Source organism: Williamsia sp. z71 (assembly GCF_059553375.1).
In genome coordinates, this window is record NZ_JCANWX010000005.1 from 18,340 (window position 1) to 39,545 (window position 21,206).

Consider the following 21,206-nt stretch of genomic DNA (forward strand, 5'->3'; position numbering starts at 1 on the left):
ATCATTACCGTGTACCGCTTGTTTGTCCGGCTAGTCGACCGGCTCCCGCTCCCCTCCCGCCGCTTCCAGATCCTTTCCGCTCTGGCGGTGGTACTGACGCAGGCGGGCATCGCGGTCACCGGATCAATCGTCCGGGTGACCTCGTCCGGGCTCGGGTGCCCGACCTGGCCCCAGTGCTTCCCCGGCAGCTTCACCCCGGTCAAGCACGAGGAGATCTCCGCGATCCACACCGCGGTCGAGTTCGGCAACCGGCTGCTGACCTTCCTGGTCACCCTCACCGCCGCGATCATCGTGATCGCCGTGACGCGGGCCCGACGCAGGTATGAAGTCCGTCTCTACGCCTGGCTGATGCCTGCCTCGACGATCGTCCAGGCCGTGATGGGTGGCATCACCGTGCTGACCGGTCTGCTGTGGTGGACGGTCGCGATCCACCTGATCCTGTCGATGGGCATGGTGTGGCTGGCGGTCCTCCTGCTGGAGAAGGTGCGCGAACCCGACGACGTCGACGCCGTCGCCGTCGTGCCCGCCCCCATCAGGTGGCTGACGGTGTTGTCGGCAGTCCTGATGACCGGCGTGCTGATCGCCGGGACGATGGTGACCGGCGCCGGACCGCATGCCGGTGACAAGAGCATCGACAAGCCCGTTCCACGGTTGAAGATCGAGATCACCACGCTCGTGCATCTGCACGCCGACCTGTTGATCGCCTACCTGTCGGTATTGGTCGCCATCGGCTTTGCACTGTTTGCCGTGAAAGCACCCCAGCGGCTCAAGCGTCGCCTCTACGTGGTGGTCGGGGTGGTCGCCGCGCAGTCCCTGGTGGGCGTCACCCAGTACCTCACCGACGTCCCGGAAGTCCTCGTGGTGATCCACGTCGCGGGCGCCGGCGCCAGTGTGGCCGCCACGGCCGCGCTGTGGGTCGCCATGCGGCCCAGAATTGCCCCGACCGGCCTCGGGACCCAGCCGTCGTCCCGGCCGGCCGAGGCCGCCACCGCGTCTTAGGTGTTGGCGACCCAGCCCGCCATCTTGCGGTAGTGCGACGGCTTCACCGTCGCCGTGGAGGTCAGTTCCCGGTCCCACTCACCGACCTCGAGGCCCTCGACCTGTTCGACGATCGCCTTGGCGGTCTCCAGATCAGGCACCACCTGGTCGCCCAGGATGCCGCGCTGGCCGCCGACCAGGGTGATCCGTACCCCGGCTGCGCCGATGGGCTGCAAAACCGCTGTTGCCGATCCGCCCTCGCGCGCCACGTATTTGCTGATCGCTGCGATGACCGCCTTGTGTTCGCTCATGCGCCACAGCTTAGTTGGCGCGTACCTGCTCCCGGATGGGACACCCCGTCTGCGTACCCCCCGCGCGGATGGGTACAACTACAGGCATGCACGCAATCCAGGTGAGTCGTCACGGCGGGCCCGAAGTTCTCGAATACGTCGAACTGGAAGACCCCCGGCCGGGTCCGGGCGAGATCCTGGTGCGTACCCACGCCATCGGGGTCAACTTCATCGACACCTATCAGCGCGCCGGGATCTACGCGATGCAGTTGCCGTACATCCCCGGCAGCGAGGGTGCCGGGGTTGTCGCTGCGGTCGGTGACGGTGTGGACTCGCCCTCGGTGGGTCAACGGGTCGCCTGGTGCGACGCCCCGGGCAGCTACGCCGAATTGATCACCATGCCCGCCCGCGTCGCGGTCCCCGTGCCCGACGACGTCGGCGATGAGGTGGCCGCCTCGGCGCTGCTACAGGGCTGTACCGCCCACTACCTGCTGGACGGATCGGCACATCCGAAGGCCGGCGACACCGTGCTGGTCCATGCGGGTGCCGGTGGGGTCGGCCTGGTCCTGACACAGATGGCGAAAGCCAAGGGCATCCGGGTGATCACCACCGTGTCGAACGACGCCAAGGAAGCGTTGTCGCGGGGTGCGGGTGCCGACGAGGTCCTGCGGTACGGCGACGATCTCGCCGAGCGCGTCCGCGCCCTGACCGGCGGCAAGGGTGTGTCGGTCGTCTATGACGGCGTCGGTGCCGACACCATCGATCAGAGCATTGCCGCCACCGCGGTCCGCGGCACCGTCGTCCTGTTCGGCGCCGCCAGCGGACCCGTCCCGCCGTTCGATCTCCAGCGGCTCAACGCGGCCGGTTCGCTGTCCATCACCCGGCCGAAGCTGGGAGATTTCATCGCAGACCCGGCCGAACGCGCGTGGCGGGCCGGCGACGTCATGGGTGGTATCAGCAGTGGGACGGTCAACGTACACGTCGGACACCGCTACGAGTTGCCCGACGCCGCCCGTGCCCACGCCGACCTCCAGGCGCGCGCAACCAGCGGGTCCGTGGTCCTGCTTCCGCGTCAGTTCGGAGTGAACACCGGGTTGTCGGCCGACAGGTCGACGTCCCCGTAGAGATATTGGGTGTCGGTCTCGGTCTTCGTCTCGGCCGGTCGTGATCCCGACGCCTTGGTGCGGAACGTCACCGACCAGATCAGCTCGCCGTCGACCGACACCGCGTGCGGATCGTCGTACCCGAGCCGGGTTTCCAGAGCGTCGATCTCCGGTGCGGTCCAGACCGCCGAACCCGGTTCCGGATCATAGGCGTAGACGTCCTGTTCGCAACCGGGCTTGTCGGCGCTCGCGTCGGGCTCTTTCGACAACGCACAGTTGTCGACGTAGGCCTGCACCGCGGTCCGCACTGCCCTGGTCCCGGTCGCGCTCAGTGCCACCGTCGGTGCGCTCGTCGATCCGTAGCTGCTCCCCGACATCGCGAACTCCGACTTCTTCTCGTCGATGACGGTGAAGTTCTTGTCCGCGGTCCCCCACTCGATCGGACCTGGGAAGACGTAGATCTTCGCCTCGTTGTCGACCGGCACCCCGAACACCGTCAGGCCCGGGATCTGTTTCTTGAAGTACGAGATGTCGATGCCGACGGCTCCGTCGTCGAGACGCCAGTTCCCCCCGGCCTTGCCGAGTCTGAAGGTCTCGTCGGCCTTCCGGTCACCGAACATGTAGGTGACCTGCACCGACGCCGCATCGCCGGACTCAGAGGTGTCGATGATCTTCACATCGGTGATCGGGGCGATCTTCTGCTGTTCGGTCAGGACCTCGTCGGTGAGCAGTAGCTCGGAGGCCTGGGCCTTCATCAGACCGCGTGCTTTGGCGGAATCGCCGTCCGCCAGCGCTTGCAGGTAAGACTTGACCGTCGCGTCGGGTTCGCTCGATGAACCGCCGCCACCGAGAACGACGAACGTCACGACCAGGGCTACGACGACGACCGCCACGACCGCAGCGAGGGCGATGAACAGGGGCTTCTTCGATGGGGCGGGAGGCACCGGGCCACCGCCGCCGGGTGGCCAGGGCCCCGGCTGGGCATACGGCTGATAGGCACCGTAACCGGGATCACCCTCGGGAGCGTGGCCGGGCGGCATCTGGCCGGCCGGGTGCTGTGGTGGGTACTGGCCGAACTGCGGTTGACCAGCCTGGGTCGGTTCCGGATACGGCTGCCAGCCGGCACCTTCCGGACCCGGACCCGGACCATACGGATGTGACACATTCCCCCCGATTCGTGTGACACCGGCCCATCACCCCATCGGCCGATTCGAAGACATTGACTGGATGTGGGCCACACCTCTGCACGAGCAGGCGTCCGGTGACCGGACGGGCGCTGCCCCGATCAGAACAGGCTGGACAGAGTCGGCAAACCGATGACTGAATCGATCGCCAGGCCGCAGAACACCACGGCCAGATACTCGTTGGACTGCAGGAAGACCTTCAGCGGGACAACCTCTTCGCCGCGCAAGGTACCGCGGTAGAGCTTGTGCACGACGTAGATGAACCAACCGCCCGCGATGACCGCGACCACGGTGTAGATCCAGCTCGTCGCCCAGCACAGGATCAGCGTGCTCAGCACGGTCGCCCAGGTGTAGGCGAGCATCTGTCGGGTGACCTGTACCTCGGTGGCGATCACCGGGAGCATCGGGACGCCCGCAGCGCGGTAATCCTCCTTGTAGCGCATGGCCAGCGCCCAGGTGTGCGGCGGAGTCCAGAAGAAGATGACCGCGAACAACACCAGGGGTTCCCAGCTCAGGCTTCCGGTGACGGCGGTCCAGCCGACCAGGACCGGCATGCATCCGGCGGCCCCACCCCAGACCACGTTCTGCCAGGTCCGGCGCTTCAGGACCATCGTGTAGACGAAGACGTAGAACGCGATCGTCGCCATCACCAGCAGCGCGCTGAGGAGGTTGGTTGTTGTGAACAGCACCACGAACGACGCTGCTCCCAGGACCAGGCCGAAGATCAGGGCGTTCCGTGTCGACACCGCGTGGCGAGCCAATGGCCGCCGTTCGGTGCGCTTCATCTTCTGATCGATGTCTGCGTCGACCACCATGTTCAAGGTGTTCGCGCTGGCCGCGCCGAGCCAGCCGCCGAGCAGCGTCCAAGCCATCAAGACCGGGTCCACATGCCCACGATCGGCCATCAACATCACCGGAATCGTCGCCACGAGCAACAATTCGATGACGCGAGGCTTGGTCAACGCGAGATACGCGAGCGCCAATCCCGAAATCCGCCCACGAGCGTTGGTGGTCGGCTCCACGGGAGCAACCTCACCACCATCTGACGCTGGGGAGGAGGCGAAACCGTGTCCGCTCACACGTTCCCCAATCCGCACTAGATCTCCTGACTCATGCTCATCTACTACAGGGAATGGTAGACGGAGGTCCGTCGCAAACAGCAATCGAGGTCCGATCGGTCGCTCAACTGTGGCGTCGGTTACCACGAGCCCTCGACCACCGGTTCGCGTGCCGTGGTCCGCGGCGACGGCTCGAGGCGACTACCCTTGGTGGCGGACTGTGCATCGCCCAGGCCCCAGTGACAAATGTCGAGCCCCGGAATCAGTAGTTGAGCTTGAGGAGTTCAGAAGATCGTGTCAGCACCAGATGAGATTCGCACGTTAACTCAGGCTTCATACCCCGCCGACTGGACCGCGGTGGACACCAAAGCAGTTGACACGGTTCGTGTTCTGGCCGCCGATGCGGTGCAGAAGTGCGGTAGTGGACACCCTGGCACAGCCATGAGCCTGGCACCGCTGGCGTACACACTCTTCCAGCGGATCATGCAACACGACCCGACCGACACCGATTGGATGGGCCGCGACCGGTTCATCCTCTCCTGTGGGCATTCGAGCCTGACGCTGTACATCCAGCTGTATCTGGGTGGCTTCGGTCTCGAACTCGAGGACATCGAGGCGCTGCGCACCTGGGATTCCAAGACCCCGGGCCACCCCGAGTACCGCCACACCCGCGGCGTGGAGATGACCACCGGCCCGCTGGGCCAGGGCCTGGCCTCCGCGGTGGGCATGGCGATGGCCGCCCGCTACGAGCGCGGACTGTTCGACCCGGATGCCCCGGTCGGCGGTAGCGCATTCGACCACTACATCTACGTGATCGCCTCCGACGGCGACATCGAAGAGGGCGTCACGTCCGAGGCGAGCTCCCTGGCGGGCACCCAGCAGCTGGGCAACCTCATCGTCTTCTACGACAAGAACCACATCTCGATCGAGGACGACACCGACATCGCCTTGTCCGAGGACGTGGCCGCGCGTTACGCCGCGTACGGCTGGCACGTGCAGCACGTCGACGGCGGCGAGAACGTCGCCGCGATCGAAGAGGCCGTCGAGAACGCCAAGGCCGTCATCGACAAGCCGTCGATCATCGTGCTGCGGACGATCATCGGTTACCCGGCCCCGAACAAGATGAACACCGGCGGGATCCACGGGTCGGCACTCGGTGCCGACGAGGTGGCCGCCACCAAGAAGGTCCTCGGTTTCGACCCTGACAAGACCTTCGAGGTCTCCGACGAGGTCATCAGCCACACCCGCGCACTGGTCGATCGGGGCGCCGAGCTCCGCAAGGCCTGGGAGAAGTCCTTCGACGAGTGGGCGCAGGCCTATCCCGATCGCAAGGCGCTGCTCGACCGCCTCGTGGTCAACGGCCTGCCCGACGGCTGGACGGATGCGCTACCGAAGTGGGAGGTCGGCGACAAGGACGTCGCAACGCGCTCGGCCTCGGGCAAGGTGCTTTCCGCCCTCGGCCCGATCCTGCCCGAATTGTGGGGTGGCTCAGCCGACCTCGCCGGCAGCAACAACACGACGATCGACGGTGCCGCCTCGTTCGGCCCCACAAACATCAGCACGAAGCAGTGGAGCGCCAACCCGTACGGCCGGACGCTGCACTTCGGTATCCGCGAACACGCGATGGGCGCGATCCTCTCCGGCATCGTGCGACACGGCCCCACCCGGGCCTACGGCGGCACCTTCCTGCAGTTCGCCGACTACATGCGTCCCGCGGTGCGTCTGGCCGCCCTGATGAAGACCGATCCGATCTACGTCTGGACCCACGACTCGATCGGTCTCGGCGAGGACGGACCCACGCACCAGCCGATCGAACACCTCGCATCCCTACGCGCGATCCCCAACCTCGACGTGGTCCGTCCCGGGGATGCCAACGAAACGGCATACGCCTGGCAAGCCATCATGACCCGGCGGCACAATCCGGTCGGACTGGCCCTGACCCGTCAGAACCTGCCGATCCTTGCCGGCACCTCGGCCGACGGCGTGGCCATGGGTGGATACATCCTGTCGGAGCCCGAGAGCGAGCCCCAGGTGATCCTGATCGGAACCGGATCCGAGGTGTACCTGGCCGTCGAGGCGCAAAGCGCATTGAAGGACAAGGGTATTGCCGCCCGCGTGGTGTCGATGCCGTGTGTCGAGTGGTTCGACGAGCAGGATGCGTCGTACCGCAACTCGGTGCTGCCGCCTGCCCTGAAGGCCCGCGTGGTCGTCGAGGCCGGCATTGCGATGCCGTGGTATCGGCTCGTCGGCGACGGCGGCGAGATCGTCTCGATCGAGCACTACGGCGCATCGGCCGACTACAAGGTCCTGTACGAGAAGTTCGGGATCACCGCGGAGGCTGTGGCCGCCGCAGCCGAGCGCGCCATCGCAAAGCAGTCCTGAACTCCCCCACCACCTGTATTGGAGCGCGACATGAGCGAACAGAACGCCAATCTTGCTGCACTGGCCGAGGCCGGCGTCTCGGTCTGGCTCGACGACCTCTCCCGGACCCGGATCGAGTCCGGCAACCTCGCAGAACTCATCGCCACGAAGTCGGTTGTCGGTGTCACCACCAACCCGTCGATCTTCCAGGCCGCCCTGTCGAAGGGCGACGCCTACGACGCACAGGTCAACGAACTCGCCGCCCGCGGTGCCGACGTCGACGCAACCATCCGAACAGTCACCACCGACGACGTCCGCAATGCATGTGACGTGCTGGTTCCGCAGTTCGAAAGCTCCAGGGGCGTTGACGGCCGGGTCTCGATCGAGGTCGATCCGCGGCTCGCGCACGATGCGGACAAGACGGTGGCCCAGGCGATCGAATTGTGGAAGATCGTCGACCGGCCCAACCTGCTGATCAAGATCCCCGCCACGGAGGGCGGGATCCCGGCGATCACCAAGGTGATCGCCGAGGGCATCAGCGTCAACGTGACGCTGATCTTCTCGGTCGAGCGGTACCGGGCCGTCATGTCGGCCTACATCGAGGGTTTGCAGCAGGCGTCGACCGCCGGCCACGATCTGTCGAAGATCCACTCGGTCGCGTCATTTTTCGTCTCGCGCGTCGACACCGAGATCGACAAGCGTCTCGATGCGATCGGCAGCGACGAGGCCAAGGCACTCAAGGGCAAAGCCGCTCTGGCCAACGCCCGTCTCGCCTACGCGGCGTATCAGGAAGTGTTCGAACAGGGTGACGGGTTCACCGCACTGGCCGCCGCCGGCGCCAACGCACAGCGTCCCCTCTGGGCATCGACCGGCGTCAAGGACCCGGCCTACCCCGACACGCTCTACGTCGGTGAACTGGTCGCACCGAACACCGTCAACACCATGCCGGAGAAGACGATGGACGCATTCGCCGATCACGGTGCGGTGAACACCCAATCGGTCGTGGGTCAGGGGCCGGCATCCCAGCAGGTCTTCGATTCGCTCGAAGCCGTCGGTATCGATGTGACCGACGTGTTCCTGGTGCTGGAATCAGAAGGTGTCGAGAAGTTCGAGTCGGCGTGGCAGGAATTGCTCGACGCCACCGCCGAGCAGCTCGCCGCCGGCGCGAAGAGCTGATCGACCTTGCCCAACCGTCCCGCCGACCAGTGGGTCAACCCACTGCGCGATGAACGCGACAAACGGCTCCCCCGGATCGCGGGACCGTGCAGCCTGGTCATCTTCGGTGTCACCGGTGACCTCGCCCGCCGCAAGCTCATGCCCGCGGTGTACGACCTGGCGAACCGGGGGCTGTTGCCACCCGGTTTCGCCCTTGTCGGCTTCGCACGTCGGGACTGGGATCATGAGGACTTCGCACAGGTCGTGCACGACGCCGTGCGCGAACATGCCCGCACCCCCTTCCGGGAAGACGTCTGGGAACGCCTGAGCGAGGGGTTCCGGTTCGTCCGAGGCGCTTTCGATGACGGTGACGCCTTCGATCGCTTGCGGGACACCCTGTCCGAACTCGACGAGAAGCGCGGCACCGGCGGCAATCACGCGTTCTACCTCTCTATCCCGCCGGCCGCGTTCCCCGTTGTCTGCGAACAGCTTTCCCGTTCAGGGCTGGCCGAACAATCGGAGGACACCTGGCGCCGGGTGGTCATCGAGAAGCCCTTCGGACACGACCTCGAGAGCGCCAAAGAGCTCAATGCGGTGGTGAACAACGTCTTTCCGGAGAACTCCGTCTTCCGGATCGACCACTACCTCGGCAAAGAGACGGTCCAGAACATCTTGGCGTTGCGGTTCGCCAATCAGCTGTTCGATCCGGTGTGGAGTTCGCACTACGTCGACCATGTCCAGATCACGATGGCCGAGGACATCGGCCTGGGCGGCCGGGCCGGCTACTACGACGGCATCGGTGCGGCCCGCGACGTCATCCAGAACCACCTGATCCAGTTGATGGCACTGGTGGCGATGGAAGAGCCCATCTCCTTCGAGCCGCACGAACTCCAGACCGAGAAGATCAAGGTCCTCTCGGCCACCAAGAACATCCTGCCCCTCGACGAGAACACCGCGCGTGGACAGTATGAGGCGGGTTGGCAAGGCAGCGAAAAGGTTCCGGGGCTGCTCGACGAGAGCGGCTTCGCCCACGACTCGACCACCGAGACCTTCGCGGCGATCGCCGTGGAGGTCGACAGTCGACGATGGGCCGGCGTGCCGTTCTATCTGCGCACCGGAAAACGGCTGGGCCGCCGCGTCACCGAGATCGCGCTCGTCTTCAAGCGGGCACCCCACCTGCCGTTCGACCAGACGATGACCGAGGAACTGAGCCAGAACGCCCTGGTCATCCGGGTGCAGCCCGATGAGGGCATCACACTGCGCTTCGGCTCCAAGGTTCCGGGTTCGTCGATGGAGGTGCGCGATGTCAACATGGACTTCTCGTACGGTCAGGCCTTCACCGAGTCCTCCCCCGAGGCGTACGAACGCCTGATCCTCGACGTGCTGCTCGGGGTGCCGTCCCTGTTCCCGGTCAACGCCGAGGTCGAGTTGTCCTGGCAGATCCTCGATCCGGTGCTCGAACACTGGGCGGCCAGCGGTAAGCCGGACGGTTACGAGGCCGGGACCTGGGGCCCGCAATCCGCAGAAGACATGATGGCGCGTCACGGCAGGGCCTGGCGCCGTCCCTGACCGCTCTCGCCTCGAAGGAGCGCACCAATGATCGTCGAACTGCCCGATACCAACACAACCGCCATCAGCAAGGAACTCATCAAGATCCGCGACATCGGCGGAGCTTTCACCTCCGGTCGTGTGCTGACGTTGCTCGTCAGCACCAACGAGGGTGAGCCGGCCGAGGCGGCCATCGAGGCGGCCAACGAGGCCAGCCGGGAACATCCATGTCGCGTCATCGTGGTCTCCCGCGCCGACCGGGGTGGTCCACCGAGGCTCGACGCCCAGATCCGGGTCGGCGGAGACGCCGGGGCCTCCGAGGTCGTTGTCCTGAATCTGTTCGGCGACCTGGTCAATCACGGCAAGAGCGTGGTGATCCCGTTCATGTTGGCCGATACCCCGGTGGTGACCTGGTGGCCCGGACACAGTCCGGAGAATCCGGCGGCCGATCCGATCGGTCAGCTCGGCAAGCGGCGGATCACCGACTCCACCAAGGCAACTGATGTCCCGGCAACCCTGGCGCAGCGCCTGGCCACCTACGCCCCTGGCGATTCCGACATCGCGTGGTCGCGGATCACCGTGTGGCGGGCACTGCTCACCTCGGCCCTCGATCAGCCACCGCACAGCCCGGTGACCGCGGTCGAGGTGCAGGGTCCGGCAGACACCGCCGCCGTCGAATTGCTTGCCGGCTGGCTCCATTCGGCACTCGGAGTACCGGTGACCCGGTCGGTGGGCGCCTTCCAGGTGACGGTCACCAGGGAAGCCGGACCACTGGTCCTCTATGTCGGAATGGGCAACCAGGCGATCATCTCCATGGCCGGTAAACCCGACGGCAAGGTGGCGTTACCCGACCGGGAACTTCGCAGCTGCCTGTCCGAGGAACTCCGCCGGCTCGATCCCGACGTGATCTATCACCGGGCCCTGCAAGGGGTTTCGGGATTGATTCGCGCCGAAGACAAGATTCACGCTTGACACACGCACGTCGATCAGGAGGTCCGACTCAACGATGAGTATTCACCCAGAAGTTGTCCGAGCCGACGACAAGGACACCCTTGTCGCCGCGGTCACCGAACGGTTCATCACGACCGTCACCGCGGCGCAGATCGCCCGCGGGTTTGCCTCCGTGGTCCTGACCGGCGGCAGCAACGGCATCGCCCTGCTCGAGGCGCTGGCCAAGGATTCCGGCGACATCGACTGGTCGGCGGTCGACATCTACTTCGGCGACGACCGTTTCGTCCCGGCCGACGACCCGGACCGCAACTCCGGGCAGGCCCGTACCGCCCTTCTCGATCATGTTGCCCTCACGCCCGATCGGGTCTTCGAGATGGCACCGTCGGGTGGTGAGTTCGGTGACGACATCGACGCCGCCGCAGCGGATTACGCGCGCCGGCTCGCAGAGCGTGCCGACGAGGGTCAGAACGTTCCGCATTTCGATCTGCATCTTCTCGGCATGGGTGGTGAGGGACATATCAATTCGCTGTTCCCGCATTCCGAGGCCACCAGCGAGTCTCAGGCGTCGGTGGTCGCGGTGCGGAACTCACCGAAGCCCCCGCCGGGGCGGATCACGTTGACCCTGCCCGCGATCTGCCGGGCACGCCAGGTCTGGTTCCTGGTCTCCGGCGCCGAGAAGGCCGAGGCTGTCGCGGCCGGCATCGGCGGTGCCGACCCGATGGACTGGCCGTGCGCCGGGGCCCATGGGACCGACGAGACGGTCTGGTTCGTCGACCGGTCTGCGGCAGGCAACCTATCCTGAGGTGATCGTCAGAGCAGGCCGAGGCGTTGACCCACAGACACCGCGTCACGGCGATGCCGCACGTCGAACTTCCGGTAAATGCCTCGCAGATGGGTTTTGACCGTGTTCACCGACAGGTGCATCAGCCCGGCGATCTCCTCGGTCGTGCGGTCCGTCGCCAAGAACCGCAGGACGTGGATTTCGGCGCGGGTCAGCGGCGGGTAGTCGGGTACCCCGTGGCTGGAGACGACCGAGAGCACGGCGTCGGCGTAGCCGTTGACCGCGCCGAAACTGCCCCGATACGTCGTGATGATTCCCGCGATGATCGGCCCGCATTCCACGAGTGGCCGCATCACCCCGTGCTCGGCCGCCGCCTCCAGTGCTCGGGTGATCGCCGCGTAGGACTGCGCGGACAGACCCGCCTGCTCGCAGGCATGAGCTTCGAGCGTCCAGGCCGACACCTCCACCTGCGGACCGGACCCGGCGCCTTTGAGCAAGGGTGCCAAAAGCTTGCGCGCCGCTTGCGGCCGGGACTCCCCGACATCGATGGCCACATCGACGAGCGTGGCCTCGTCGGAGTATCCGAATGCGCGGTCCGCCTTGCGGGCCAGGTCCCGAGCCCAGTCGAATCGCTTGACCGCCAGGCACATGTAGGCAACGCGTGGAAGCAGGAACAGGATCGGGAACGGTGAGGCCGCGCTGACGAGCAATGCGGACGTGGCACTGTACGCGGTCGCGGTCAGGATCAGCCGGTTCGGCGAGCTGTCGAACGCCAGGATGTTCAGTGCGATGGGCACATGACGGCCCAGCGCGTCGAACACCTCGCCGGCTTCGGAAACGTCTTGTACCGGTTGGGGTTCGAACTCGCCGATCGGTTTGCCCTGCATGAATCGGGCATACGCCAGCACGGTGTCCAGGCGAGCCACCTGCGGCGACCCGGTCACCATGGGGTCGACGGCCGAGACGTCCCGGATGGACGCCAGTGCGTAGCGGGCACGTTCTTCCATCAGTTCCGGCAGACCCCGCACACCTGCCACCGATGCCCGGTTCGCCATGGCGCGCACGGCCAACCGGTTCAACCCGGCAGACTTTGCCAGCGCGATGGCCCGCACCGACGACTGTTCACCCTCGGTCGGCAGATTCAATCGGGTGTAGGCAGACCCGAGGACGGTGTGGGCGTACGCACCCACCGCCCACCCGCGCTCCCCCACGGTGGACGCGACGGTCTTCGCCAGGTCGACCAGATCGAGATCGTCGCGAACGAGCGCAACGTCGAGGCACAGGGCCCGGTAGAGCAGTCCGCCACCATCGACGGTGAGGTCGTCCTCGGCCAGGCTCACACATTCCAGATACGAGGCCGCATAACGGTCGTCGCCGTGTTCCATCGCGGCCAGCGCACGAAGGAGAACCGCCACCGGGTCCTCTCCCAGCGAGGTGTCATGCCCGTCGAGGACCGGCAGCAGCAGGTCACGCCGACCCTGCAGGATCAGTTCGACACCGCTGTGAAAAATGGTCTCGCGCAACATCTCAGCGTCGCCGAGATGGGCAGCGTGGTCGATCGCCTCCGCGGGCCGCCGATGCGCCGACGCCCATCGGATCGCCCTGGTCTGCAACCTTCGCCCGAGCTCGGGCGCGGACCGTTGCAGCTCGGCGCGCAGGTAGGTCGCGACCAACGGCAGGAATTGATAGCGGATCGCGTCGGGCTCTCCGGCGGGAACAGCCGCCGCGATCCCCAGCCCGATGATCTCGGGGATGTAGGCATCGGCGTCCGCGCCGTCCATCGCCCGGGCCAGGTCGGCATCGAACTCGGCCACCGTCGAGAGCCGGGTGACCAATCTGCGGACCCGTGGTGTCATCGGATCCAGCAATTCGCGTCGCAGGTAGTCGGATATCAGGCGCGGACATGCGGCCAACTCGAGCAACGCCAGTTCGAGATCCTCACGCCCGGCCAGGAATATCGCCGCCATCCGAACGAGGATCACCCACCCGCCGGTCAGCTCCCTGACCCGGGACAACTGGGTGGCCGTCGGCAGCAGGCCGTGCTGACGCAGTGTCCGGTCGACCTCTGCATCGGTGAGCACCAGATCCTCCCGCCCGATCCGGGCTCCGACACCGTCCCCGATCAGGTGTTGCCAGATCAGTGGCGGGTCGTGGCGGGCGGCCACGACGACATTGAGGTGCGGCGGCCGATGGCGCAGGAACCGGTGAAAGGCGTCGAGGACCAGTGGGTCGGTCGCGGTGTGGGCATCGTCCACAACCACTGTCAGTGGACCGGATTCGGCATCGGCGACGAACGTTTGACCCGTTGCCGTTTCACCGAGAACGAGATCGTCACCGTCAAAGGCATCCACCCCGAGCCACACGACACGGCCGACGACATCTGATTCCGTGCGGCGGATCAGCCACTGCTCGAGGAACGTGGTCTTGCCGTACCCACCTGGTGCGCTCACCAGCACGAGAACGCCGCATTGATCGTCGAACAATTCATCGAGAGTGCGTTCAGGGCGCATTCGCGCAAAAGCACGGATCGATTCGGGTCCGGCTCGAGATACCGCCGTCGAGCGCCTCAGAGCTTTCGACATGGCCACCCTTTTCTAGCCTCTCGTTGCTCAGAGGCTAACAACAATTACGACTGACAAAGCCTGATTACGGTTCATCAAGGAAGTCACAGACACATGCGTTTATTGGCCCAACCCGGCGCGCGGTCAAGACATCACCCGAAACAGGTGATGTCTCACCGCTCAGAACACGCCGATCATGGCAAGACCACGTTGGCAATACGTGCTGCCTGATCCGATCGTCGGCCCAGGGGTTCTTGATCGTCCGAACCGAGGAGCATCGTCATGAACAGCCCGACAGACCGTCAACCGGTCCAGCCCGACCGTCACCCAGTCCGGCAAGGCTTTGCCGGCGGAACCGTGTTCGCCGCCGCAATTCTTTTGTTCGTCGTCGGCGCACTCGGCATCCTCCAAGGCATTTCCGCTCTGGTCGAAGACGAGGTTTTTGTCGTCGGGCCGGAATACACCTACGAGCTCGATCTCACCGCATGGGGATGGATCCATCTCATCGTCGGGATCATCGCAGTCCTGATCGCGATCGGCTTGTTCACCGGCGCCACCTGGGCACGGATCGCGGCGGTCATCATCGCGGCCCTGTCGATCATCGCGAACTTCCTGTGGCTGCCGTACTTCCCGCTGTGGGCGATCCTGATCATCGCTGTCGACCTCGTCGTGATCTGGGCCGTGACCACCTGGGACACCAGCGACCGGCTCTAGTGAGGCACTAGCCGCTGTTCCGCAACGCGGTGGCGAGTCCGTTCATGGTGAGCTGGATACCCCGGCGAACCAGGTCGGAATCATCGCCACCGCGGTAGCGGCGCAACAACTCGACCTGCAGATGATTGAGCGGCTCGAGATACGGGAATCGATTGAAGACCGAACGCTTGAGGGCGGCGTTGTCGGCCAGCAGATCGTCCGTCTTGGTTATCTTGAAATACATCTCGGTCGTCCGCGCGTGTTCGGCGGTGATCATTCCGAACACTTTTGTCCGCAGTGCCTCATCGGGCACCAAACGTGAATAGTGTTCGGCCAGTCCCATGTCCGACTTTGCCATCACCTGAGCCATATTCGACATCACGGTCCGGAAGAACGGCCACCTCCGGTAATAGTCCGTCAGGGTTTCCAGACGGCTTTGATCGCCGGCGATCCACTGTTCGAACGCCGCGCCGGTGCCGTACCAGCCGGGCAACATCACTCGCGACTGCGACCACGACAACACCCACGGGATCGCCCGCAGATCGGAGATCTTCTCCGTCTGCTTCCGCGACGCCGGACGGCTCCCGATGTTGAGCGATCCGATCTCCGACAACGGGGTCGAGTTCACGAAGTATTCGACGAACCCCGGTGTTTCGTGGACCAATTCGCTGTACGCCTTACGCGCCAGGGTCGCCAGTTCGTCGAGAACCGCATACGCCGCCTCTGCGTCGGCGCCGAGCCCTTCGTTGTCGAGGAGCGACGATTCGATGGTGGCGGCCAGCAGCGTCTCCAGGTTCCGGCGGGCGATGACCGGTTCTGCGTACTTTGCCGCGATCACCTCACCCTGCTCGGTGATCCGCAGCGAACCCTGCACCGCCCCCGGTGGTTGTGCCAGGATGGCCTCATAGCTCGGACCGCCACCGCGGCCGACGGTGCCACCGCGGCCATGGAAGAGTCGCAACCTGATTCCCGCCTTCCGCGCCGCCTCCACGAGATCGAGTTCGGCGCGGTAGAGCGCCCAGTTGGCGGCGAGGTAACCACCGTCCTTGTTGGAGTCGGAGTAACCCAACATGATCTCGGCCATGCCGTCCTGTTGATCGACCAGCGCGCGGAACAGCGGTACGTCAAGGGCCGCAAGCAGTGTCGCCGCACCCTGCTGGAGATCCTCGATCGTCTCGAACAGCGGGACCACCCGGACCGACGAGCGAGGCGGGGCGTCCGGCGAGCCGGGATCGAAAAGGCCCGCCTCCTTGAGCATCACCAGCGCCTCGAACAGGTCGCTCACCGAGGTGCACATGCTGATGATGTAGTTGGGGACCGCTTCGGGGCCGTATGCGGCCACCGCGGACGCCGCCGCCCGCACGATCCCGAGCTCTTTGCTCGCCAGCTCCGAGAGCTGGGCACCCGGACCCGTCAACGGCCGGCGGTTGCTCAGTTCCGCGGTCAGGATCTCGACCCGTTCCGCCTCGGACAGTGAGAGGTAGTCGTGATGGACCCCGGCCCACGCGAGCAGTTCGGCGATCACCTCCTCGTGGGTGTCGGAGTTCTGCCGCATGTCGAGACCGGACAGATGAAAACCGAACGCCCGCACCGATTCCCGCAGTGTCAGCAGACGGTCGTCGGCCAGTTCGTCGTCGCTGTTGGCACGCAGGGACGCATCGATCACGTCGAGGTCGGCGAGAAGATCTGCGGCGTCGGCATAACTGTCGGCGCCATCGGCCGGGAAGCCGCCGTCGTTGACGGCGACAAAACGTTCGCCGAACAGTCTCGACGCCGTCGCCGCCAGGCGGGCCCGGATGGCCCGCAATGCCGACCGGTAGGGCTCATCGGCGGCGGTGGTTTCCCGCTCCACGCCCCCGAGTTCGAGCACCGCGTCACTGACCGCGGTCAGGCGCGAGGACAGGCTCAGTTCTTGCGCCAACAGTGTCAGTTCCGAAAGGTGATGGGACACAGCGGTTTCTGCCGCACGCCGGGTGGCCATGGAGACGATCTCGCCGGTCACGAAGGGGTTGCCGTCACGGTCCCCGCCGATCCAGGAACCCATCCGCAACAACGGATCGTCGGTGATGCCCGCGGTCGGATAGTGCTTCTGCAACCACGCCCGTAGCTCGGCATTGACCCGCGGGATGACCTCGAAGAACCCGGCGTCGTAGTAACGCAATCCCACCTCGATCTCGTCCTGGATCTGCAACCGTTCCAGGCGGATCAGCGCGGTTTCCCACAGCGTCAGGATCTGCCGGTTCAAGGCGACATGGACCTCGTCCCGCTCGGCCGGGGTCAGCTCGGTCCTCCCGGCAAAGCGCATCAGCTCGGTGATCCGATGCTGAACCTCGAAGACCGTTCGCCTGCGGGTCTCCGTGGGATGCGCGGTGATGACCGGGACGACGGTGGCGTCGGCGAGCGCCTTGCCGACCTGATCATCGGTCAGACCGGCGGCGTCGAGTTTTCGGTAGGTGGCGGCCAGGGACGAATCCTGTGGGGCATCGCCGGCCCGCACGTGGATGGCCCGACGACGTTCGCGGTGGATGTCCTCGGCGAGGTTGGCCAGCAGGGCGAAGTGGCTGAATGCGCGAATGACCGCAATGGCGTCGGCCACGTCGATGTCGCGGAACAGTTCCTCGAGTTCGGTGCGGTCGATCTCGGAGCGTCGTACCCGGAAGGACTCCACTCGGGCCTTCTCGACGAGGTCGAACGTGGCTTCGCCGGCATGCTTGCGCACGATCTGTCCGAGGATTCCACCGAGGAGACGGATGTCCTCGCGCAACGGTTCGGTGAGCTCGCGATCGGTACTACCGGGTTCCGGACGGGGCACAGCGGGGCGCGTATCAGTCACCCGTCCAGTATCTCCGGATCACGGGCGGTTGCGCACGCCGACCGCCCGTAACGACGCAGAGGGTTTACGAGAGCTTGATGTCCAGCCCGATGCCCAGGATGAAGATCGTCCAGATGATTCCGACGAAAACCGTCAACCGGTCGAGGTTGCGCTCCACGACGGACGAACCCGACAGACTCGACTGGACGCCACCACCGAACAGCGACGACAGGCCGCCGCCTTTTCCACGATGGAGCAAGACCAGAACGATCAGCAGAACGCTGGTGATCACAAGTCCAATGTCCAGGGCAAGCTTCACGTGTTGATTCCAATCAGATCTGAAGTTCGAGCGGCCGATCTACGACTGTACCCGGCCATACCGCACAACCCGGAAATGGGGCGTTCGGGCGGACGCCATCTGCATGCTTGCGGTGCCCGAACGCCCCCATTCACCAGATCAGGGCAGTGGACCACCAGCGGCGATGGCCGACAGGGTGGCGAACTCGTCCGACTTGAGCGACGCTCCGCCGACCAGTGCACCGTCGACGTCGGTCTGTCCGACGATCTCCCCCACGTTCTTGGCGTTCACCGAACCGCCGTACAGGATGCGAACCGAGTCGGCGACCTTCGCATCGGCCAACTCGGCCAGTGTGGCCCGCAGTGCGGCACACACTTCCTGTGCGTCCGCGGCGCTCGCAACCCGTCCGGTCCCGATGGCCCAGACAGGTTCGTACGCGATGACGACCTTCGAGATCTGCGCGGCACTCAGTCCGGCAAGTGAACCCTTTAGCTGCTCGATGTTGTATTCGACGTGCTCACCGGCCTCGCGGATCTCCAGGCCCTCACCGACGCAGACGATCGGGGTCAGGTCGTACTTCAGCGCGGCCTTGGTCTTGGCCAGCACCACCGAATCCGTCTCGCCGTGCATGGTGCGACGCTCGGAGTGTCCGACGATCACAAAGGAGCAACCGAGCTTGGCCAGGAACGACCCGCTGATCTCACCGGTGTAGGCACCGGAATCGTGCGCCGAGAGGTCCTGCGCACCGTAGGTGAGCAGGAGCTTGTCGCCGTCGACCACGGTCTGCACGCTGCGGATGTCGGTGAACGGCGGGATCACCGTCACGTCGACCTTGTCGAAGTACTTGGACGGCAATGCGAAAGCGATCTTCTGAACCAGCGCGATGGCCTCGAGGTGGTTCAGATTCATCTTCCAGTTGCCCGCGATGAGCGGTTTACGCGATGCCATCTCAGTTCTCCAATACGGTCAGGCCGGGCAGTTCTTTGCCCTCGAGGAACTCGAGCGAGGCCCCACCACCGGTCGAGATGTGGGAGAAGCCGTCTTCGGGCAGGCCGAGCAGCCGGACCGCGGCGGCACTGTCGCCACCGCCGACAACGGAGAACGCGCCACCGCTGGTGGCACCGATGATCGCCTCGGCCAGCCCCTTGGTGCCTGCCGAGAACTTCTCGAACTCGAACACACCGGCCGGACCGTTCCAGAACACGGTCTTGGCCTCACCGAGTACCGCGGCGAACCGGTTGACCGACTCGGGTCCGATGTCCAGACCCATCCAGCCGTCCGGGATCTCTTCTGCAGAGACCACCTTCGACTGCGCATCCGCGGCGAACTTGTCGGCGACGACCACGTCGACCGGCAGGTGGATGACGTCGCCGAAACGCTCGAGCAGGGAGCGGCAGACCTCGATCTGGTCTTCCTGCAGCAGTGAGTTGCCCACCGGCAGCCCGCGTGCGGCCAGGAACGTGAACGCCATCCCGCCACCGATCACCAGGGTGTCGACCTTGGGGGCCAACGCCTCGATGACACCGAGCTTGTCGGAGACCTTCGAACCACCGAGCACCACCGCATACGGGCGGGCGGTGTCGGTGGTCAGCTTCACCAGAACCTCGACCTCGGCAGCGACCAGGCCACCGGCATAGTGCGGCAACAGCTTTGCCACGTCATATACCGATGCCTGCTCGCGATGCACGACACCGAAGCCATCCGAGACGAATGCACCGTTGTCACCGGTCAGTTCCACCAACGCCTCGGCGAGCTTGCCCCGCTCGGCGGCATCCTTGGAGGTCTCGCGCGGATCGAACCGCACGTTCTCCAGCATCATCACGTCCCCGTCGGTGAGTCCCTCCGATCGTGCGAGGGCGTCACCGCCGACGACATCGGTGGCGAGCTGGACATTGCGTCCGAGCTCGGCGCCGAGTCGTTCGGCCACCGGAGCCAGCGAAAACGCCGGATCCGGTGCACCTTTCGGGCGACCGAGGTGCGCGGCCACGATGACCTTTGCACCAGCGTCGGACAGGGACTTGATGGTGGGCACCGACGCCAGGATGCGACCTGGATCGGTGATTCTGCCATTGTCGAGCGGAACGTTGAGGTCGGATCGGACCAGGACGGTCCGGCCTTCCACTCCGGTCTCGAGCAGGTCGGCGAGGGTGGGTACCGAGATGGTCATCAGATGCGTTGTCTCTTTGCGATCGGTGATACGGGGTACAGGCGTGATGCGTGGCGGCGGTGAGTCCGCCGAAAACCAAAGGGCGAGAACCCCTTAGAGGGACTTGGCAACCAGTCCGATGAGATCGACGAGGCGGTTGGAGTAGCCCCACTCGTTGTCGTACCAGGACACGATCTTGACCTGCTCGTCGATGACCTTGGTCAGCGGCGCATCGAAGATCGACGAATGCGCGTCGGTGACGATGTCCGACGACACGATCGGGGCGGTGCTGTACTTCAGGATGCCCTTGAGCGGTCCCTCGGCGGCGGCCTGCATCGCAGCATTGATCTCGTCGACGGTGGCCTTCTTCTTGAGGATGGCCGTCAGGTCGGTGACCGAACCGGTCGGGATCGGCACCCGCAGCGCGTAGCCGTCGAGCTTGCCGAGCAGCTGCGGGAGAACCAGACCGATGGCCTTGGCTGCACCGGTACCCGTGGGAACGACGTTGAGCGCGGCGGCGCGGGCACGACGCAGGTCGCTGTGCGGGCCGTCCTGCAGGTTCTGGTCCTGGGTGTATGCGTGGACCGTGGTCATCAGACCCGAGACGATGCCGAACTCGTCGTCGAGGACCTTGGCGACCGGGCCGAGGCAGTTGGTGGTGCACGAGGCGTTCGAGATGATGTTCTGGCTGCCGTCGTACTTGTCGTCGTTGACGCCCATCACGATGGTGATGTCCTCACCCTTGGCGGGCGCGGAGATGATGACCTTCTTGGCACCGGCCTCGAGGTGGCCCTTGGCCTTGGCGGCATCGGTGAAGATACCGGTCGACTCGACGACGACGTCGACACCCAGGTCGCCCCAGGGCAATTCGCTGAGCGGTCCGCGGTGCGCGAGTGCCTTGATCTTCTTGTCGCCCACGACGATGGTGTCGTCGCCTTCGAGCGAGACATCCTGCGGCAGACGGCCGAGGATGGAGTCGTACTTGAGGAGGTGTGCCAGGCTCGCATTGTCGGTGAGATCGTTGACTGCGACAATCTCGACATCCGTGGTGCCCAGCGCCTTCTGCGCCTCTATCGCGCGGAAAAAGTTGCGGCCGATCCGGCCGAATCCGTTGACGCCTACCCGAACGGTCACTATGAGCTCCTTAGCTTTGCGGTGTGCTGGGCCATCGTGTGGCCCCGCCTCTGCGGCAATGCTCAGCCTAGTCGGCGCCCGCGGACCTGGCACCCCCGGTCCGCCTGCGCCGATGCACGCGACATGCACGTGACGTGCATAAGGCCGGCGAAC

The 21,206-nt window shown here is 65.3% G+C and carries 17 protein-coding genes; 8 read left to right on the forward strand and 9 right to left on the reverse strand.

Annotated elements, in window-relative coordinates; genetic code table 11:
• Positions 1 to 3 precede the first annotated feature (3 nt).
• Positions 4 to 999, forward strand: coding sequence for a COX15/CtaA family protein (locus AC51GR_RS13120; protein WP_496325453.1), 996 nt, complete (start codon positions 4 to 6; stop codon positions 997 to 999).
• Here AC51GR_RS13120 and AC51GR_RS13125 read toward each other — a convergent pair.
• Positions 996 to 1,289 carry a hypothetical protein gene (locus AC51GR_RS13125; protein ID WP_496325091.1) on the reverse strand — a complete coding sequence of 98 codons (294 nt, stop codon included), beginning with the start codon at positions 1,287 to 1,289 and terminating at the stop codon, positions 996 to 998. The genes AC51GR_RS13120 and AC51GR_RS13125 overlap by 4 nt on opposite strands.
• Before the next feature lie 86 nt (positions 1,290 to 1,375).
• Between AC51GR_RS13125 and AC51GR_RS13130 the strand changes: the two genes are divergently transcribed.
• Entirely contained in the window at positions 1,376 to 2,392 is a 1,017-nt protein-coding gene (locus tag AC51GR_RS13130) for a quinone oxidoreductase family protein (protein WP_496325092.1), read from the forward strand.
• Here AC51GR_RS13130 and AC51GR_RS13135 read toward each other — a convergent pair.
• Complete coding sequence (locus AC51GR_RS13135) at positions 2,341 to 3,534, reverse strand: Rv0361 family membrane protein (protein ID WP_496325093.1); 1,194 nt, start codon at positions 3,532 to 3,534, stop codon at positions 2,341 to 2,343. The genes AC51GR_RS13130 and AC51GR_RS13135 overlap by 52 nt on opposite strands.
• A 122-nt stretch (positions 3,535 to 3,656) precedes the next feature.
• Entirely contained in the window at positions 3,657 to 4,634 is a 978-nt protein-coding gene (locus AC51GR_RS13140) for a heme o synthase (protein WP_496325094.1), read from the reverse strand.
• Between the two features lie 273 nt (positions 4,635 to 4,907).
• Between AC51GR_RS13140 and tkt the strand changes: the two genes are divergently transcribed.
• The 5 genes from tkt to pgl are packed head-to-tail and all read left to right on the forward strand — an operon-like array spanning position 4,908 to position 11,430.
• On the forward strand, positions 4,908 to 6,995 hold the full coding sequence (gene tkt, locus AC51GR_RS13145; protein WP_496325095.1) for a transketolase: 2,088 nt from the start codon (positions 4,908 to 4,910) through the stop codon (positions 6,993 to 6,995).
• A 30-nt stretch (positions 6,996 to 7,025) separates the two neighbouring features.
• Positions 7,026 to 8,150, forward strand: a complete 1,125-nt coding sequence (tal, locus tag AC51GR_RS13150; RefSeq protein ID WP_496325096.1) for a transaldolase — start codon at positions 7,026 to 7,028, stop codon at positions 8,148 to 8,150.
• 6 nt (positions 8,151 to 8,156) lie between these two features.
• Positions 8,157 to 9,698, forward strand: a complete 1,542-nt coding sequence (gene zwf, locus AC51GR_RS13155; RefSeq protein ID WP_496325097.1) for a glucose-6-phosphate dehydrogenase — start codon at positions 8,157 to 8,159, stop codon at positions 9,696 to 9,698.
• A 27-nt stretch (positions 9,699 to 9,725) separates the two neighbouring features.
• Positions 9,726 to 10,649 (forward strand): glucose-6-phosphate dehydrogenase assembly protein OpcA, encoded by a 924-nt coding sequence (locus AC51GR_RS13160; RefSeq protein ID WP_496325098.1) that lies wholly within the window; start codon positions 9,726 to 9,728, stop codon positions 10,647 to 10,649.
• Between the two features lie 34 nt (positions 10,650 to 10,683).
• A complete protein-coding gene (pgl, locus tag AC51GR_RS13165; RefSeq protein WP_496325099.1) occupies positions 10,684 to 11,430 on the forward strand; it encodes a 6-phosphogluconolactonase in 747 nt (248 codons plus the stop codon).
• A gap of 8 nt (positions 11,431 to 11,438) precedes the next feature.
• On the opposite strand, the gene AC51GR_RS13170 is transcribed toward pgl, so the two are convergent.
• Positions 11,439 to 13,919, reverse strand: a complete 2,481-nt coding sequence (locus tag AC51GR_RS13170; RefSeq protein ID WP_496325100.1) for a LuxR C-terminal-related transcriptional regulator — start codon at positions 13,917 to 13,919, stop codon at positions 11,439 to 11,441.
• A 333-nt stretch (positions 13,920 to 14,252) separates the two neighbouring features.
• On the opposite strand from AC51GR_RS13170, the gene AC51GR_RS13175 reads away from it, so the two are divergent.
• Positions 14,253 to 14,684 carry a DUF7144 family membrane protein gene (locus AC51GR_RS13175; protein WP_496325101.1) on the forward strand — a complete coding sequence of 144 codons (432 nt, stop codon included), beginning with the start codon at positions 14,253 to 14,255 and terminating at the stop codon, positions 14,682 to 14,684.
• 7 nt (positions 14,685 to 14,691) lie between these two features.
• On the opposite strand, the gene ppc is transcribed toward AC51GR_RS13175, so the two are convergent.
• The 5 genes from ppc to gap form a co-directional block, all read right to left on the reverse strand.
• Positions 14,692 to 17,496, reverse strand: a complete 2,805-nt coding sequence (gene ppc / locus AC51GR_RS13180; RefSeq protein ID WP_496325102.1) for a phosphoenolpyruvate carboxylase — start codon at positions 17,494 to 17,496, stop codon at positions 14,692 to 14,694.
• Positions 17,497 to 17,560: 64 nt separating this feature from the next.
• Positions 17,561 to 17,794 carry a preprotein translocase subunit SecG gene (secG, locus tag AC51GR_RS13185; protein ID WP_482139353.1) on the reverse strand — a complete coding sequence of 78 codons (234 nt, stop codon included), beginning with the start codon at positions 17,792 to 17,794 and terminating at the stop codon, positions 17,561 to 17,563.
• A gap of 138 nt (positions 17,795 to 17,932) precedes the next feature.
• On the reverse strand, positions 17,933 to 18,721 hold the full coding sequence (gene tpiA, locus AC51GR_RS13190; protein WP_496325103.1) for a triose-phosphate isomerase: 789 nt from the start codon (positions 18,719 to 18,721) through the stop codon (positions 17,933 to 17,935).
• 1 nt (position 18,722) lies between these two features.
• The gene (locus AC51GR_RS13195) at positions 18,723 to 19,934 is read right to left on the reverse strand and encodes a phosphoglycerate kinase (RefSeq protein WP_496325454.1); all 1,212 of its coding nucleotides are present in this window, start codon (positions 19,932 to 19,934) and stop codon (positions 18,723 to 18,725) included.
• Between the two features lie 99 nt (positions 19,935 to 20,033).
• Positions 20,034 to 21,053, reverse strand: coding sequence for a type I glyceraldehyde-3-phosphate dehydrogenase (gene gap, locus AC51GR_RS13200; RefSeq protein WP_496325104.1), 1,020 nt, complete (start codon positions 21,051 to 21,053; stop codon positions 20,034 to 20,036).
• Positions 21,054 to 21,206 lie beyond the last annotated feature (153 nt).

Bases quoted from the DNA above. Each gene is read 5' to 3' on its own strand.
- AC51GR_RS13130 (WP_496325092.1), top strand. From the start codon at position 1,376: ATGCACGCAATCCAGGTGAGTCGTCACGGCGGGCCCGAAGTTCTCGAA.
- tal (WP_496325096.1), top strand. From the start codon at position 7,026: ATGAGCGAACAGAACGCCAATCTTGCTGCACTGGCCGAGGCCGGCGTC.
- AC51GR_RS13170 (WP_496325100.1), bottom strand. From the start codon at position 13,919: ATGCGCCCTGAACGCACTCTCGATGAATTGTTCGACGATCAATGCGGC.
- AC51GR_RS13160 (WP_496325098.1), top strand. From the start codon at position 9,726: ATGATCGTCGAACTGCCCGATACCAACACAACCGCCATCAGCAAGGAA.
- pgl (WP_496325099.1), top strand. From the start codon at position 10,684: ATGAGTATTCACCCAGAAGTTGTCCGAGCCGACGACAAGGACACCCTT.
- AC51GR_RS13175 (WP_496325101.1), top strand. From the start codon at position 14,253: ATGAACAGCCCGACAGACCGTCAACCGGTCCAGCCCGACCGTCACCCA.
- AC51GR_RS13125 (WP_496325091.1), bottom strand. From the start codon at position 1,289: ATGAGCGAACACAAGGCGGTCATCGCAGCGATCAGCAAATACGTGGCG.
- tpiA (WP_496325103.1), bottom strand. From the start codon at position 18,721: ATGGCATCGCGTAAACCGCTCATCGCGGGCAACTGGAAGATGAATCTG.